This is a genomic window from Paenibacillus sp. FSL L8-0333 (genome assembly GCF_037965665.1).
Lineage (GTDB): Bacteria > Bacillota > Bacilli > Paenibacillales > Paenibacillaceae > Paenibacillus_AQ > Paenibacillus_AQ odorifer.
Genome location: NZ_CP150186.1, coordinates 1,204,197 through 1,218,580, shown reverse-complemented (window position 1 = coordinate 1,218,580; position 14,384 = coordinate 1,204,197). Strand labels below are relative to the sequence as shown.

At 44.1% G+C, this 14,384-nt stretch carries 12 protein-coding genes; 9 read left to right on the top strand and 3 right to left on the bottom strand.

Annotation, left to right across the window (positions count from 1 at the left end):
• Positions 1-24: 24 nt before the first annotated feature.
• Both NYE72_RS05220 and NYE72_RS05215 read left to right on the top strand, forming a co-directional pair.
• Positions 25-762, top strand: a complete 738-nt coding sequence (locus NYE72_RS05220; RefSeq protein WP_036680373.1) for a glycerophosphodiester phosphodiesterase — start codon at positions 25-27, stop codon at positions 760-762.
• A 4-nt stretch (positions 763-766) separates the two neighbouring features.
• Positions 767-1,999: an SLC45 family MFS transporter gene (locus tag NYE72_RS05215; protein ID WP_036680370.1), complete on the top strand. Its 1,233-nt coding sequence runs from the start codon at positions 767-769 to the stop codon at positions 1,997-1,999.
• A 65-nt stretch (positions 2,000-2,064) separates the two neighbouring features.
• Here NYE72_RS05215 and NYE72_RS05210 read toward each other — a convergent pair whose 3' ends face one another.
• Both NYE72_RS05210 and NYE72_RS05205 read right to left on the bottom strand, forming a co-directional pair.
• Positions 2,065-2,883, bottom strand: coding sequence for a GGDEF domain-containing protein (locus NYE72_RS05210; RefSeq protein ID WP_081382558.1), 819 nt, complete (start codon positions 2,881-2,883; stop codon positions 2,065-2,067).
• Between the two features lie 77 nt (positions 2,884-2,960).
• Positions 2,961-3,548: a histidine phosphatase family protein gene (locus NYE72_RS05205; RefSeq protein WP_038568983.1), complete on the bottom strand. Its 588-nt coding sequence runs from the start codon at positions 3,546-3,548 to the stop codon at positions 2,961-2,963.
• 246 nt (positions 3,549-3,794) lie between these two features.
• Here NYE72_RS05205 and NYE72_RS05200 point away from each other — a divergent pair, with 246 nt between their 5' ends.
• Positions 3,795-4,949 carry a phosphodiester glycosidase family protein gene (locus NYE72_RS05200; protein WP_076100456.1) on the top strand — a complete coding sequence of 385 codons (1,155 nt, stop codon included), beginning with the start codon at positions 3,795-3,797 and terminating at the stop codon, positions 4,947-4,949.
• Positions 4,950-5,201: 252 nt separating this feature from the next.
• Here NYE72_RS05200 and NYE72_RS05195 read toward each other — a convergent pair whose 3' ends face one another.
• Positions 5,202-6,107: a GNAT family N-acetyltransferase gene (locus NYE72_RS05195; RefSeq protein ID WP_076100443.1), complete on the bottom strand. Its 906-nt coding sequence runs from the start codon at positions 6,105-6,107 to the stop codon at positions 5,202-5,204.
• A 1,882-nt stretch (positions 6,108-7,989) separates the two neighbouring features.
• Here NYE72_RS05195 and NYE72_RS05190 point away from each other — a divergent pair.
• From NYE72_RS05190 to NYE72_RS05165, 6 genes are all read left to right on the top strand, one after another.
• The gene (locus NYE72_RS05190; RefSeq protein WP_036679829.1) at positions 7,990-8,688 is read left to right on the top strand and encodes a response regulator transcription factor; all 699 of its coding nucleotides are present in this window, start codon (positions 7,990-7,992) and stop codon (positions 8,686-8,688) included.
• The gene (locus NYE72_RS05185) at positions 8,685-9,683 is read left to right on the top strand and encodes a sensor histidine kinase (RefSeq protein ID WP_339211438.1); all 999 of its coding nucleotides are present in this window, start codon (positions 8,685-8,687) and stop codon (positions 9,681-9,683) included. Before NYE72_RS05190 ends, NYE72_RS05185 begins: the two co-directional genes overlap by 4 nt.
• Positions 9,684-9,917: 234 nt before the next feature.
• The gene (locus tag NYE72_RS05180) at positions 9,918-10,688 is read left to right on the top strand and encodes an ABC transporter ATP-binding protein (RefSeq protein ID WP_036679832.1); all 771 of its coding nucleotides are present in this window, start codon (positions 9,918-9,920) and stop codon (positions 10,686-10,688) included.
• Entirely contained in the window at positions 10,663-12,609 is a 1,947-nt protein-coding gene (locus NYE72_RS05175) for an ABC transporter permease (protein WP_038568977.1), read from the top strand. Before NYE72_RS05180 ends, NYE72_RS05175 begins: the two co-directional genes overlap by 26 nt.
• Positions 12,610-12,753: 144 nt before the next feature.
• Complete coding sequence (locus NYE72_RS05170; protein ID WP_038568975.1) at positions 12,754-13,710, top strand: YafY family protein; 957 nt, start codon at positions 12,754-12,756, stop codon at positions 13,708-13,710.
• A gap of 105 nt (positions 13,711-13,815) precedes the next feature.
• Positions 13,816-14,274: an SRPBCC domain-containing protein gene (locus NYE72_RS05165; RefSeq protein WP_036679837.1), complete on the top strand. Its 459-nt coding sequence runs from the start codon at positions 13,816-13,818 to the stop codon at positions 14,272-14,274.
• Positions 14,275-14,384: the final 110 nt, after the last annotated feature.

Sequence of the window (14,384 nt, the reverse complement as noted above, 5' to 3'; positions counted from 1 at the left end):
CTAAAGTTGGAGGGACAATAACTTATGAACAACATCATTAATTTTGCGCATCGTGGAGCGTCGGCAGTGTGTCCAGAAAATACTATGGCAGCATTCCGCAAAGGTCTCGAGCTGGGTGCAACCGGAATAGAAACTGATGTACAAATGACCAAGGATGGCGGCCTAGTCCTCATTCATGATGAAACTCTAAACCGCACGACAAGCGGAACCGGCTATGTGAAGGATCATTCACTCGCAGAATTGCTGGAAGTGGACGCAGGCTCATGGTTCGGACCTGAATTCAAAGATGAGCGCCTTCCATTGCTGGAGGATTTATTAGATCTGCTGCAAGGTAGAGATACCATACTAAATATCGAGCTTAAAAATGGCACTTTTTTATATCCGGGCATGGAGGAAAAAGTGATCGCGGCCGTACGGGATTTCAAGATGAGCGATCGCGTCATTTTTTCGAGCTTCAACCATTATTCACTAGCTTACTGTCAGTCGCTGGCACCGGAGATCAGAACAGGAATTCTCTACGGGGAAGGTCTGTATCGTCCTTGGGATTATGCAGCTACGCTTGGAGCGACCGCGTTGCATGCGTATCATTTTGCGGTACTGCCTGAATTCGTCGAAGAAGCTGCAAAGCATGGCGTCGCCTACCATCCTTGGACCGTTAACGATCCCGAGCGGATGAAATATTTAATTGAAGCTGGTGTATCAGGCATTATTACCGATCATCCAGACCTGTTGGCTGGACTTCTGGCTGACAAGGGAGTGTGATGGTGTGAAAAAAGTCTGGCTGCTCGGATTCGGCTTTTTCAGCATCAGCATTACATGGAGTCTGTATAACGCATTTGTACCTTTTTTCCTCGAAAAATATGTACATAGTGTAGCCCTAATCAGCTTCATGATGACGATTGATAATTACTTCGCCTTATTCTTGCAGCCTTGGATCGGCAATCGGAGTGACCGCACGACCTCGCGTTTTGGACGCAGAATGCCTTATCTTATGATCGGTATGCCCTTCGCTGCCGTGCTGACTATGCTGATTCCGTTTCATACCGGACTATTTACACTGCTTTTATTTATGATGCTGATGAATTTAGCCATGAGTTTATACCGTTCCCCTACCGTCGCTCTCATGCCCGACATAACACCTGAAGAGCAGCGTACAAAGGCTAACGGACTAATTAATTTCATGGGTGGATTCGGATCAATTCTGGCTTTCGGCGTGGGTTCGATCCTCTATAAATCAAATCCTGCGCTGCCGTTTCTCGTTGCTGGACTGATTACCCTGTTATGTCTGTTTATCGTATCGCGCTTCATCAAAGAAAAACGGGATGGTGTGAATATAAGCCCTACGCTTCTATCCGATACAGCGGGGAGCCCTTCTGCGACGATAGTTAAGCCTTCCAGAGTCTCCTTTCGCGGCCAGCTGGATCGTACTACAGTATTTCTACTGGCAGCGATTTTCTTCTGGTTTGTAGCTTATCAAGGGGTCGAAACCTTATTCACGTTGTATGGTAAAAACCATCTGGGCCTCAGTGAACAAGCAGCCTCCTTCTCCCTTACCTTTTTCTCCCTTGCCTTTGTGCTGTTCGCTATTCCGAGCGGTTGGCTGGGTGGGCGATTCGGGAAAAAGAAGATCATTATCGTCGGCGTATGTGGCCTGATGACGGTCTTTGCGCTTGTTGGGTTTGCACAGGACCTGCTGGTGCTTCGAGCGTTGCTCCTGACAGGAGGAATCTTCTGGGCTTGTATCAACATCAACTCTTATCCTTATGTTGTTGCTACGGGGACTGAGGAAAGTATTGGTACTCGAACAGGGATGTATTATTTGGTCTCTTCACTGGCAGCGATCAGCTCGCCTCCTTTGCTGGGGCTAATGATTGATATTTTTGATTACTCCATCCTGTTCTATGTAGCAGCGATTAGTATGGCGGTTGCCCTGCTCTGCCTTTTCTTGATGAAGGGACGCAAGCAAGTACCCCACAAGTTTCACACACCGGGAGCCTAAAAAAGCGTCAGCCTTAGACATCTATTTATGTCCAAGGCTGACGCTTATATTTTACATTTAACAAACTAATTTTTAAAAACTGAATAACGACCTGTCCCGAGCTGTTTGGCGGTGTACATCGCTGTATCTGCTTCATGCAGCAGCCTGAAATGATCCACCTTGCCATGACTAATGCTGATGCCTATGCTCGCAGATACAAAGAGGTTGTGCTCTCCCAGCTGATAATGTCTGGTCGTCTTCTCCAGAATCTGCACCGCTAACTGCTCCGCTTCCTTCTGATTGCAGCCTTTAGCTACGATCACAAATTCATCACCGCCTATGCGGAAAATATGGCGTTTTCTTTTGCTGGAGAATTGACTTAACCTTCCTCCCACCTCTTGCAGCAGTAAATCGCCCACATGATGTCCTAAGCTGTCATTAATTGATTTGAAACGGTTCAAATCCATAAACAATACGGCTAGTTGCTCATTTACTTTGCAGCGATCCCAAAAGTGATCCATTCCATTCTTGTTTAACAGCCCCGTTAAGCCATCCTTATAGGCAAGTTCCTTAAGCTGCTCTCTTTCCGCCAAAACAAGGTTCAGCCGTGTAAGCAAAAACATTAAAACAGCTATCGTAAGCGCGTATATCAATAACGGAGTGAAAATCCCCCCATTGACCTCTATAGTTTCTTCTAAGGATTTTTTGCCTAACTGATGCATTGCCCACAATCCAACGACGATAGTTATAATGGAAAGGCCCGTATAAACCGCTCTTTGTTTTGGTTCCTTACTAGCAACATCCCGGTAAAATCTCAATACTAAATAACCTACAACCCCTGCGATGATAATGGACATTAACGTTTGTAAATAAATCTGAACCTCTACCACCTTTAATTCGCACATCCTTCTGAACTACAAATAATTAGCTTACTGTACTGCGATACCAATATATAAAAAAGCTCTGAACATTATCTGAACACTTACTCTTTCTCCAAATGCCGCGCACAATTATATAACTCGCAGTTCCAGGAGCCATCCGATTCGGATTTTGTTATTCGCGTAATTGACGTATTGTTCAATAATACTGTGCCGTCCAGTTCTGGAAGTAGTCTTCTAAGGCTACTGCGTAAAATTGCACCATGGCTAACGATCAGAATATGGCTGCCTGGATGTCTCGCCGCAATTTCTTCAATCACTTCGCTGCCTCTGAGCTCGCTGGCTTCTGGAGTTTCCAAACCCAAATCTAACGTCTTCCAATCGGTTCCCCATCGTTCAATCCGCTCTTGCTGCGTAGTTCCTTCAATAAGTCCCGCATACATCTCTCGAATGCCCGGCGCTAAACCCGTGATCTCAAGGCCTAATCTTTCTGCAATAACCTCTGCCGTTTGCCGCGCTCTGAGTAAATCACTTGAATATATGTAATCCCATTGTTCTGTGCTAAGTCGTTCAGCCAGTAGTTGTGCCTGTTGCAGGCCTTCAGCATCCAATGAATTATCCGTATGCCCTTGCACTCTGCCTTCTTTATTCCACGCGGTACTTCCATGGCGAATTAAACCTATTGTAGTCATAAAAATCTCCTTTTAGCTAATGAGTCTAGTGGCAGTTGTGATACTGGTTGTAGTGCTAGTTATAGTGCTAGTTATAGTGCTAATTTCAGTGCTACTTCAGTGCTAATATAAATAATATAATCTATATTCTATCAGATTCACCCTATGAACATTTAAAAATAAAGGTTATCCAAGTTTTTGAACATGAGGTATAATAAACCTTGTCGTTTTTTACAACAGCTACAAGATAAGGAGTAATTGTTTATGATGAAAAAGCTAGGGTCCACTTTGTTTCTTACCTTCTTACTGCTCATTCCACTTGTCGCCACTTGCCCTTCCACTGTTGGTGCAACACCGCTTCCTAAAAACACCGTCTATGTGGACAAGAATAACCATTCATACATACCACTGCGTCTATTAAATAGCTTCACTGGTATACAATCTGTATGGAATCCTAACGAAAAACGTATAAGCATTACGAATGCAGACACAACCATAACGCTTACATTAGGTCAAACCGCTGCGCTCGTCAATGAAAAGTCGGTTACACTAACTGATCTTGCTTTCAGTGATAACGGCACGGTATATATTCCGTTGTCTTTTATCAGCACAACACTTGGCATTCAATTAACTTGGGATAAGGAAGCCTCTTCATTAACCCTTAAGAGTAATGATATTGCAACCACTGTTCCTGTACAGTCCGGCGCACTAATCAAAGCGGATTCTTCACCAGTTGTCAGCGCTAGTAAAACCTTCAAGGTTGGCGGCAGATCCTTCAAAGCCCAGACGGTTACAGTGTCCCTGCTGCATCCTAAGGTGAAACTTGATGTCGTACTGGCTGGAAATACGGTCGGAAAAGTGGAGGACCTAAGCAGTCTGGCTAAACGTAATAATGCCGTAGTTGCGATTAACGGAACGTTTTTTGATGCCTATACAAAAGGGGCATACAAAGCTCCATACGGTTACATTGTCAGCGGTGGAAAAATGCTTAAAAATAGCTCCGGGGATCGCCGGACGATTTTTACCTATGACAGCAACCATCTAGCGTCACTGATTCCTGGGTTGGATTTCACAAGCCGCTTCGCTTCCGGCTCCATGGAAGGAGCTCTTCAAGCCGGCCCGCGTCTTCTTGTGAACGGCAAGGTATCCCTTAATGTTGCGGCAGAAGGCTTCAAGGATCCGAAAATCTTGACCGGCGGCGGAGCCCGCAGCGCGCTCGGATTAACACGCGACCATAAGCTCATTCTGCTGACCACTGGTGGAGCCACCATCCCACAGCTGGCAGAAATGATGAAGCAAGCTGGAGCGTATCAAGCCATGAATCTGGATGGTGGTGCATCCAGCGGGCTCTACTACAACGGCAAATATCTCACGTCCCCTGGGCGTCAGATCAGCAATGCAATTGTAGCCAAATATCAATAAAATCTCTTGGCCAGACGGCTACTAAGAATATATGATTCTATTGTACAAAGTGTAATCAGAGGCAGTTTGCAGCGCATAATTGCTATAGCGGTATGATTGCTGTACGACGTATGAAACTACTGTGCAGCATATGATTGCCGAGCTCAAACCCAAAAATCCCCTTGACGACTTACCCATCAAGGGGATTTTTCATAGTACGTTGCCAGTTTAGGTACTGCTGACAGATCCAGTGTTGGGGGCAGCCGGTGCAACTTAATCTGTGTGACCTGAATATTCCCACACCTGCAACCAAACTTCAGTAGTAAAGCCCAATTTCTCGTAGAAAGGCTGCATCGAACCTACGTAAACTTTACTAGCTCCGAGTTGTTTTAAACGGTTAAATCCTTCGTGTAGGACCGCCCGTCCCAGTCCCAGCTTTCGATAATTAATGGATGTGCCTACAGGCTCCAGAACGCCAATTCTATTGCTGCTGTCCCAAAAAATATTACAAAAGGAAACCACTTCGCCCGCGTCATTCACAACGCTAAGATCGAGCTGCGGATTATAGCTTGGAGCGTTACTCATATTCCCATAATGCAGCAGCGTGAGCTCTGCCTCCACCGTTTCTGCATAGTCGAAGGCCATAATATGTCCGAGCGCTTTTGCAGTAACCTCGATCTCATCTCCGCTGCAAATTCTGAATCCAGAGGGGAGCTCCACAGGAAATTCCTTATTCAATCGCAAGGAGTTTACGCTTTCCTTACCACCCGTTTGATGATACCCCCTCTTACGAGCAACCTCCGCCGCAGAAGTCATATTCTCCGGTATTGGCACATACAGCTCTACGTAACCACCGTTCTCTTCCTCAGCTTTTTGTTCAGCAAAAGCGAACATTTCTTCAAGTAATTTTTCCGGAGGATTCATCTCAGCACACTGAAAATAGAACCCATCGTCCCTGCACACTACAGCTGCAAGCTCTCCATTCTCATACTCCCATAAGCCTACTTTTTGTTCCCACTGCTCCAGCGTTCCACTTCTCGTCTCCTGAAAAAAAACAACGAATTCCCAGCGGTCTATAAGCCAGGTATTTGGAGTCTTTAGCTTACTATAACTTTGTATAAGAAAATGACGTACCTTTAGCAGATCTTCTGAACGGTAGCTTCTAAAATTAATGTTCATTTTCCGCGCCCCTCTCTTTAATTTCATATTAAGGGGGATGCAAAATGAAGCATATATCATAATTAGTTATTATTATTTTATACTACCGAATATGATCCGTACGTTCACAAAACAAACATTTCTTGAGTGGAAATTGTGAGCTCCACACATCCGTTAACTGCATTTAGTGCAACTATTTCCTCAGAATGTTCCTTAAAAAAATAGTTAGTTGTATTTCGTGCAGCTAAATTTCTGGTTTTCCTTTAATTGCACCGAATTCACCCTTTTTAGTTGCACGAAGTGCAATTAAACGGCTTCTAATGAGTATCTACGCAGAAATAAGTGTATAAAGTGCAATTAGAGAAAGTTTTGGAGTGGGCGGTCTTCTTCCGGAGGATGTACAAAGTGCAATTAGAGTAAGTTTTGGAGTGGGCGATCTTCTTCCGGAGGATGTACAAAGTGCAATTAGAGTAAGTTTTGGAGTGGGCGATCTTCTTCCGGAGGAAATAGTCACTGATCAAGTATTTTCAAGCGATAATTATGAGCTCCACACATCCGTTAACTGCATTTAGTGCAACTATTCCTCAGAATGCTCCTTCAAAAGTTAGTTTAGTTGTATTTCGTGCAGTTAAATTTCTGGTTTTCCTTTAATTGCACTGTATTCACCCTTTTTAGCTGCACTAAGTGCAACTAAACGGCTTCTAATGACCAACAACGCAGAAATAAGTGTACAAAGTGCAATTAGAGAAAGTTTTGGAGTTCGCGATCTTCTTCCGGAGGAAATAGTCACTGATCAAGCTTTTTCAAGCGATAATTATGAGCTCCACACATCCGTTAACTGCATTTAGTACAACTATTCCTCAGAATGCTCATTCAAAAGTTAGTTTAGTTGTATTTCGTGCAGTTAAATTTCCGGTTTTCCTTTAATTGCACCGAATTCACCCTTTTTAGTTGCACGAAGTGCAATTAAATGGCTTCTATTGACCAACTACGCAGAAATAAGTGTACAAAGTGCAATTAGAGTAAGTTTGTTGAGTGGGCGATCTTCTTCCGGAGGAAATAGTCACTGATCAAGCATTTTCAAGCGATATATGAGCTCCACGCATCCGTTAACTGCATTTAGTGCAACTATTCCTCAGAATGCTCATTCAAAAGTTAGTTTAGTTGTATTTCGTGCAGTTAAATTTCTGGTTTTCCTTTAATTGCACCGAATTCACCCTTTTTAGTTGCACGAAGTGCAATTAAATGGCTTCTAATGACCAACTACGCAGAAATAAGTGTACAAAGTGCAATTAGAGTAAGTTTGTTGAGTGGGCGATCTTCTTCTGGAGGAAATAGTCACTGATCAAGCATTTTCAAGCGATATATGAGCTCCACGCATCCGTTAACTGCATTTAGTGCAACTATTCCTCAGAATGCTCATTCAAAAGTTAGTTTAGTTGTATTTCGTGCAGTTAAATTTTCCGGTTTTCCTTTAATTGCACCGAATTCACCCTTTTTAGTTGCACGAAGTGCAATTAAATGGCTTCTATGGACTATCTACGCAGAAATAAGTGTACAAAGTGCAATTAAGTCTGGATAAGCCGCTTGAGCTAAATTTGGATTGCATAGATCTAGCTGAGTTAGATTTTAGATCAGTTAGTTTTGGATCGATTAGCGGTAGATCGGTTAAAGTTGGATCAGCTAGAGCTATTCAGCTACAGCTAGGTCAGCTAGAGCTAGGCCAGCTAGGCTAGGTCAGCTAGACTTAGATCAGCTAGACTTAGATCAGCTAGACTTAGATCAGCTAAATTCCCCTTCGGTAAATCTAGCTAGATTCTTACGTTGACCACGAATAAGAGTACTCTTTTTGCATAATTTTCCTTGTCCATGTTACTGTATTACTGAACAAAGGAGTGAAAATATGGAGACAATTCTAATCATAGAGGACGATGCCAAGCTGGCAAGCTTGCTGAGCACGTATCTATCAAAATATGGGTTCCTTACAATTATTGTAGAAGATTTCAACAGGGTGCTGGAGACTTTTAATGAAAGCTCGGCTGACCTTATCTTACTGGACGTCAATCTGCCTAAATATGATGGGTTCTACTGGTGCCGCCAGATCCGTTCCCTCTCACTCTGCCCGATTCTGTTCATTTCTGCACGGGATAGTGGAATGGATCAGGTGATGGCGCTTGAGAATGGCGGGGATGATTATATCACTAAGCCTTTTCACTATGAGGTTGTGCTTGCCAAAATCCGCAGCCACATACGTAGAGCATACGGTTCATACTCACAGACTCAAGAAGAGCATAAACTCCAGTCTGGAGGTTTAATCCTCTATCCTGAACGATATGTGATCCAATACGACGGGCACACGAGTGAGCTAACCCAGAAGGAAGCGGTTCTACTGGAAGCTTTACTGCTTAAGGAAGGACGAGTGGTTAACCGGGAGCGTCTGCTCGATCTCATGTGGAAGGATCAGCATTTCATAGATGACAATACATTAAATGTCTACATAACCCGTGTCCGCAAAAAGCTCAAGGATCTCGGTCTTGGTGACATTGTGGAAACCGTAAGAGGCGCTGGCTATCGGCTTAATGTCTCTAAGGATACGCCATGAGACTTTTTTGGAGAGACCAGATCTCACTGATCCTATTCTATCAGCTTCAGATGCTGCTTATCCCTTTGCTGTATTGGCTGTCTGGTGAGAACAGACCGATCTCTATCATGCTTTATGGAATCGCCTTGAGTACCGTAGTTCTACTGCTATATCTAGGCTACCGATACGTTCAGCACCGGAGATTGTATGCAGCATTAAGCGAACCTATGGACATGCTCCAAAAACATCTTGTTTCCTTAGGAGACACTCCTCTTTCAGAAGCTATCCATGAGTTATTGCAGCTGATTGACCGCCAATATCAAGAGCAAGTGAATGCGCATGCGCGCCAGATGGATCAGCATATCGTATTCATGAATCGCTGGGTTCATCAAATGAAGACCCCGCTCTCTGTAATTCAGCTTACGCTAAAGGATCTTGAAGAGGAGGCTGCCGCAAGTATTCAGGAGGAACTGGAACGTCTGCGCGGAGGGCTGGAGATGGTTATCTACACTTCAAGACTTGACCGATTTGAAAATGATTTTCAAGTTGAACCGTTACTTCTGCGCAAAACCGTTAGTGAGGCGGTAGCCGAAAATCGCAGACTATTCATACGCCGGGGCATAAAAGTAGATGTACAGGTGGATGCCAATCTAGCGGTATATAGCGATGCCAAATGGTTAATGTTTATGCTGGCCCAAATCTTAACTAATGCCGTAAACTATACCTCCGGTTCTGGCAAAACCGTTACCCTCTCAGCTCAGCGTGTGGGCACCAACACTATTCTGGATATTACCGATCAAGGGATCGGCATTTCTCCTGAGGATCTGAAGCGGGTCTTTAATCCCTACTTTACGGGTGACCGCGGACGACATTATCATGAATCGACAGGGATGGGGCTGTATCTCGTCCGGGAGATTTGCAACAGGCTCGAACACAAGGTGGATATTCAGTCCCGGCTCGGGGAAGGAACCCGCGTGCGGCTTATTTTTAGCAACAGTGATCATCTACAGAAATAATATTGAGGGGACTTCGTCGTCATTATTCATGGCTTTGAAGCCTCCTTCTTCTTTATAGGCTAGCTTTATCTCTCAACCCATTCTCCACAAGGCGAACATAACCTTAACGTCTCTGTAAGGAAACCTTAAGGTAAATCCATAGCAGCTTATTACTCGATCTTATAAATTATATACATAACCCGTCCCCCGAATAAGGCGGATGAAATCATTTTTGTATTGGAAGGAATGAATGATATGAACGTATTGGAAGTCAAAGGACTTCATAAGGTATACCCCGGCAAAATAGTGACCCAAGCCCTCACCGATATTCATCTTAATATTGAAAAAGGTGAATTTGTCGGAATTATGGGACCGTCTGGTAGCGGTAAAACAACACTGCTCAATATGGTATCCACAATCGACCAGCCGTCCTCTGGCGAAGTGAATATCAACGGCAGCAACCCTTATCTTTTGAATAAAAAAGAGCTCGCCCACTTTCGCCGAAAACAACTAGGCTTTGTGTTTCAGGACTTCAACCTGCTTGAGACATTAACCGTCGCCGAGAATATTGTGCTGCCCCTGACTTTGGATAACCGTAAGCTCTCCCAAATGGAGATCTTGCTTCAAAGAGTCGCAGAACGCTTAAACATTACCGATATTCTGAGCAAACGCACCTATGAAATTTCAGGGGGACAACGTCAGCGGACCGCAATTGCCCGGGCGATCATCACCTCTCCTTCGATTATTTTGGCCGATGAACCTACGGGTGCGCTTGACTCCAATTCTTCGCGGATGGTGATGGAATCGCTGGAGGATATTAATCACAAAGAAGGCACCACGCTAATGCTCGTAACACATGATCCACTGGCAGCGAGCTACTGCAACCGAATTGTTTTTATAAAAGACGGCAAACTAGCAGCGGAAATTCACCGGGGAGATAACCGTCAGGCCTTCTTTCAAAAGATTATCGACACACTTTCGTTCTGGGGAGGGAATAGTCATGAACTTTCCTCAATTCGCGTTTAATAATGTACGCCGTAATTCACGCGCTTATTTTGCTTTTTTCTTAAGCAGTGCTTTTATGGTCATGATCTTTTTCTCTTATTCAGTCTTTATTTACCACCCTAGTATTACCAACATCGAGCTGGGTGCGAATTCAGCCTCCGGCATGCAAATTGCTTCTTACATCGTGTTTATCTTTGCGTTCTTTTTCGTTCTATATTCGATTAGCGCATTTCTGAAAATGCGTAATCTGGAGTTCGGCATACTGATGATTTTAGGCGCACGCCCTGGCCAGATCAACAAGCTGATTCTTATAGAAAATATGCTGATCGGACTGCTCTCTATAGTAACAGGTGTGTCTTTCGGCATGCTTTTATCCAAGTTATTTTTGCTGCTAAGCACGACAATTATGGGCATGGAGCCACTGCCCTTTTATTGGCCAATGAAGGCGTTAATGATTACCTCTATCTCTTTCATTTCATTATTTCTGGTCATTTCGATCTTCACATTATTGTTCATTCGTAAGCATCAAGTTCTTGAACTGCTTAAGGGAAATGTTAAACCTAAAAAAGAACCCCGTGTCTCCTTATTGTTCTCATTCTTTGGGCTTCTACTGTTGACCGTCGGCGCTCTCGCGATTCGGAAGCAATTGTCCCCGACCTCACTGTTAGTCGCCGCTGTCACAGGTATCGCTGGAACCTACTTTTTCTACTCTCAGTTATCTGTATTGGGCATTCGCTTACTAAAACTAAGACGCAAGCGGCTGTGGCGCGGAACCAATCTGCTGTGGATTTCCGAGATGAGTTATAAGATTAAAGACAATGCAAGAATGCTGTTCCTTGTAACTGTGGTTACCTCGCTTGCCTGCATGGCTTCGGGAATTCTTTTATCGATTAATCAAGCGAACTCAGACCTCTATAAAAAATCCCCATTCGCTGTGAGTTATACGATTTATGATCCGAAGGATGAAGCACCAGATTTAGAGCCCATTCACACTAAATTAAAGAATGCTAAAGTCGAGTACACAGAGAATAAAGTAGAACTAATCTCTGCTTCCATTCAAGGAATCGATAAGGAAAAAATACTTGGAATTGATCTGATATCCCGCTCACAGTTCAATCAACTGGGCTTACAAATGGATGTGTCCGAGGTTGGGCCCTTGTCTGAAAAAGAAGCTGTATTACTGCTGAACCCACATATGGATTCACAGAATTTTGCTGCTGATCGAGCGATTCATTTGAAGGTTCAGAAAGATGAGGAGCTGATGCTAAAAGAATTACGAACACCAAAGGTGCATCCAGTAGATCCAATGGCCACCTCACTTCTAATCGTAGATGACAACTTATATCATAAGATTTCTACTTCAACAGAGAAGTACACGAGACCTTATGTGAAATATCTATACAAAATCCCTGCATGGGACGGTCCTACACCTAATGACAGCTCAGCTGAAGCTGTTGTCACCAGAGACCTCATCCAATGGAATAAAGCCGCTAACAAGGCTAACCATCAATACAGCTCTATACTGGGATCGCGAGCAGACAGCTATCTATCGACCAAGCAGGGAGCTGCCATGCTTAGCTTTATAGGGATTTTTATCGCTCTGATCTTCTCGCTTTCATCGGCCAGCTTTCTCTTTTTTAAGCTTCATACTGAGCTCAATACAGATAAGCAAATGTATAATGCTTTATCCAAAATCGGTTTAAGCACTAAAGAAATGTCAGCTTCTGCTACCAAACAGATTTCGGTACTTTTCTATATTCCGATTATTATTGCCACCATCCAGACTCTTGTCGTGATTCGTCCGATACTGAAACAGATTAATATCACAAATGTAACTGTGCCCGTGCTTACTACATCAGCTGTATTTCTGGTTGTGCAAACTATCTATTTCCTTATTGCGAGATCACGTTACATTCATAGTCTCAAGAAAATAATGGTGTAACGACATGTCGAAAAGAATCATAACCCTGGATGTACTTCGCGGCTTGGAACTTATGTCAGCACCAAAAGGTTCTCTAGCTGATCATTAGGCAATTTGCTATAGTTAGTGAGCTATTAATTAATGAAGCAAGGAGGTTCTTGATTTATGTCCAAGGCTGATCACATGTTATCCATTCTCTGGATGCTCAAGCAACGGGGAAGAACCGCCGGGGAACTAGCAGAAGCGCTAGAGATCAGTGTCCGCTCTGTCTATCGTTACATCGACGCGTTATGCATCAGTGGCGTACCCATTATCGCGGATAGTGGACCTGGTGGTGGCTATAGCCTTCCGGAGCATTTTTCCGAGGCACCGTTATTCTTTGACTCCGACGAACAGCGTTCCCTCCTGCAAGCCGCCTCCTTTGCGCGGGGAACTGGATATCCTTATGTAGAAGCTCTAGATCAAGCAATCGCCAAACTGAAACGATACAGCAATGCGCAGCAATTAGAACAGATGGAGCGTCATGAGGGCGGGATAGAAACCATCCACTCCCCTGCTGTGCCGCTTCCCCACCTGCTGCAAGAGCTTGAATTAGCGACGGCGAACGGACATACCCTCCAGATGGAATATCGGAAGGGAAACGGGGAGACAATTTCTTCCCGCGCTATTGATCCTTATGGACTTGTACTGTGGAAAGGGCAGTGGTACACCGTTGCTTATTGCCATCAGAGGCAAGGAATTCGGTCTTTCCGAGTCGATAGAATGACTGAACTGAAACGTACAGAAGCTGTGTTTGCCCGTCCTGCTGACTTCTCTGCACGTGATTTTTTGTTAAAAAGCTTGCTGCCAACACCAAATACTCCAGAGAAACTCATAGCAGTAGTCATCGCCGCTGATGAAGGAATCCTGAACGATCTATGCAGTCATTGGCTGTTTGGACATACTCTGGTGCAGCGTATTGACGGACAAGCCCGCTTTCAAGTCGATGAGACCTCCTTACTGACTTATGCGCCTTACTTCTTGTTGCCTTATGGATCAACACTACGAATCCTAGAGCCTTTAGCTCTGAAGCAAAAGCTGTCCGCTATAGCTACCGATCTGGCAGCTTATTATAAAACTTAAAATGATTATTTTAGGATCACTGACCGTAGTTGTCAGTGATCCTTTTGTATAGTGTAAATAAGTCTAAGGGAATAAATGATTGTACAAACCAAGGAGGAATAACAAATGAAAGAACTTCACTATGAATTTTATATTGGCGGAACACCTGAGCAGGTATGGGAGACTTTGATCTCTCCGGAAGGTACTAAACAGATTTACTACGGGAGCGTAATCCAATCCACCTTTAAAGAAGGCGAATTGCTGGAATATGTTGGTCCCGGTGAAGATGGCGATGAAACGATACATGTATATGGGACTCTGCTGGAGTTCACTCCACAAAAAGCGTTTCGTTTCACGCATAAGGTCGGCCCCTCCTATCATAAGGGTACAGAAAGATATGAATCGCGTATATCTTGGCTGCTTGAACCGGTGGGTGGAACTACTAAGCTTACGCTTATCCACGATGAATGGCATCCTGATGATCCTTCCTATGCTGGCAGTATCAACGCCTGGTGGCAGGTTCTGAGTAATATTAAAACCTTGGTCGAGACCGGACGTACACTTGATTTTGGCAGCTGGTCGTAATTTTACTGCTAATTAGGAATTAAGCTCAACCCTGCGGAAAAGAGCGTACAAGCCCTCTTTCGTCAGGGGCTTTTTTTGCTTGATTTTATTTTGCCTATGGGAAACATTCT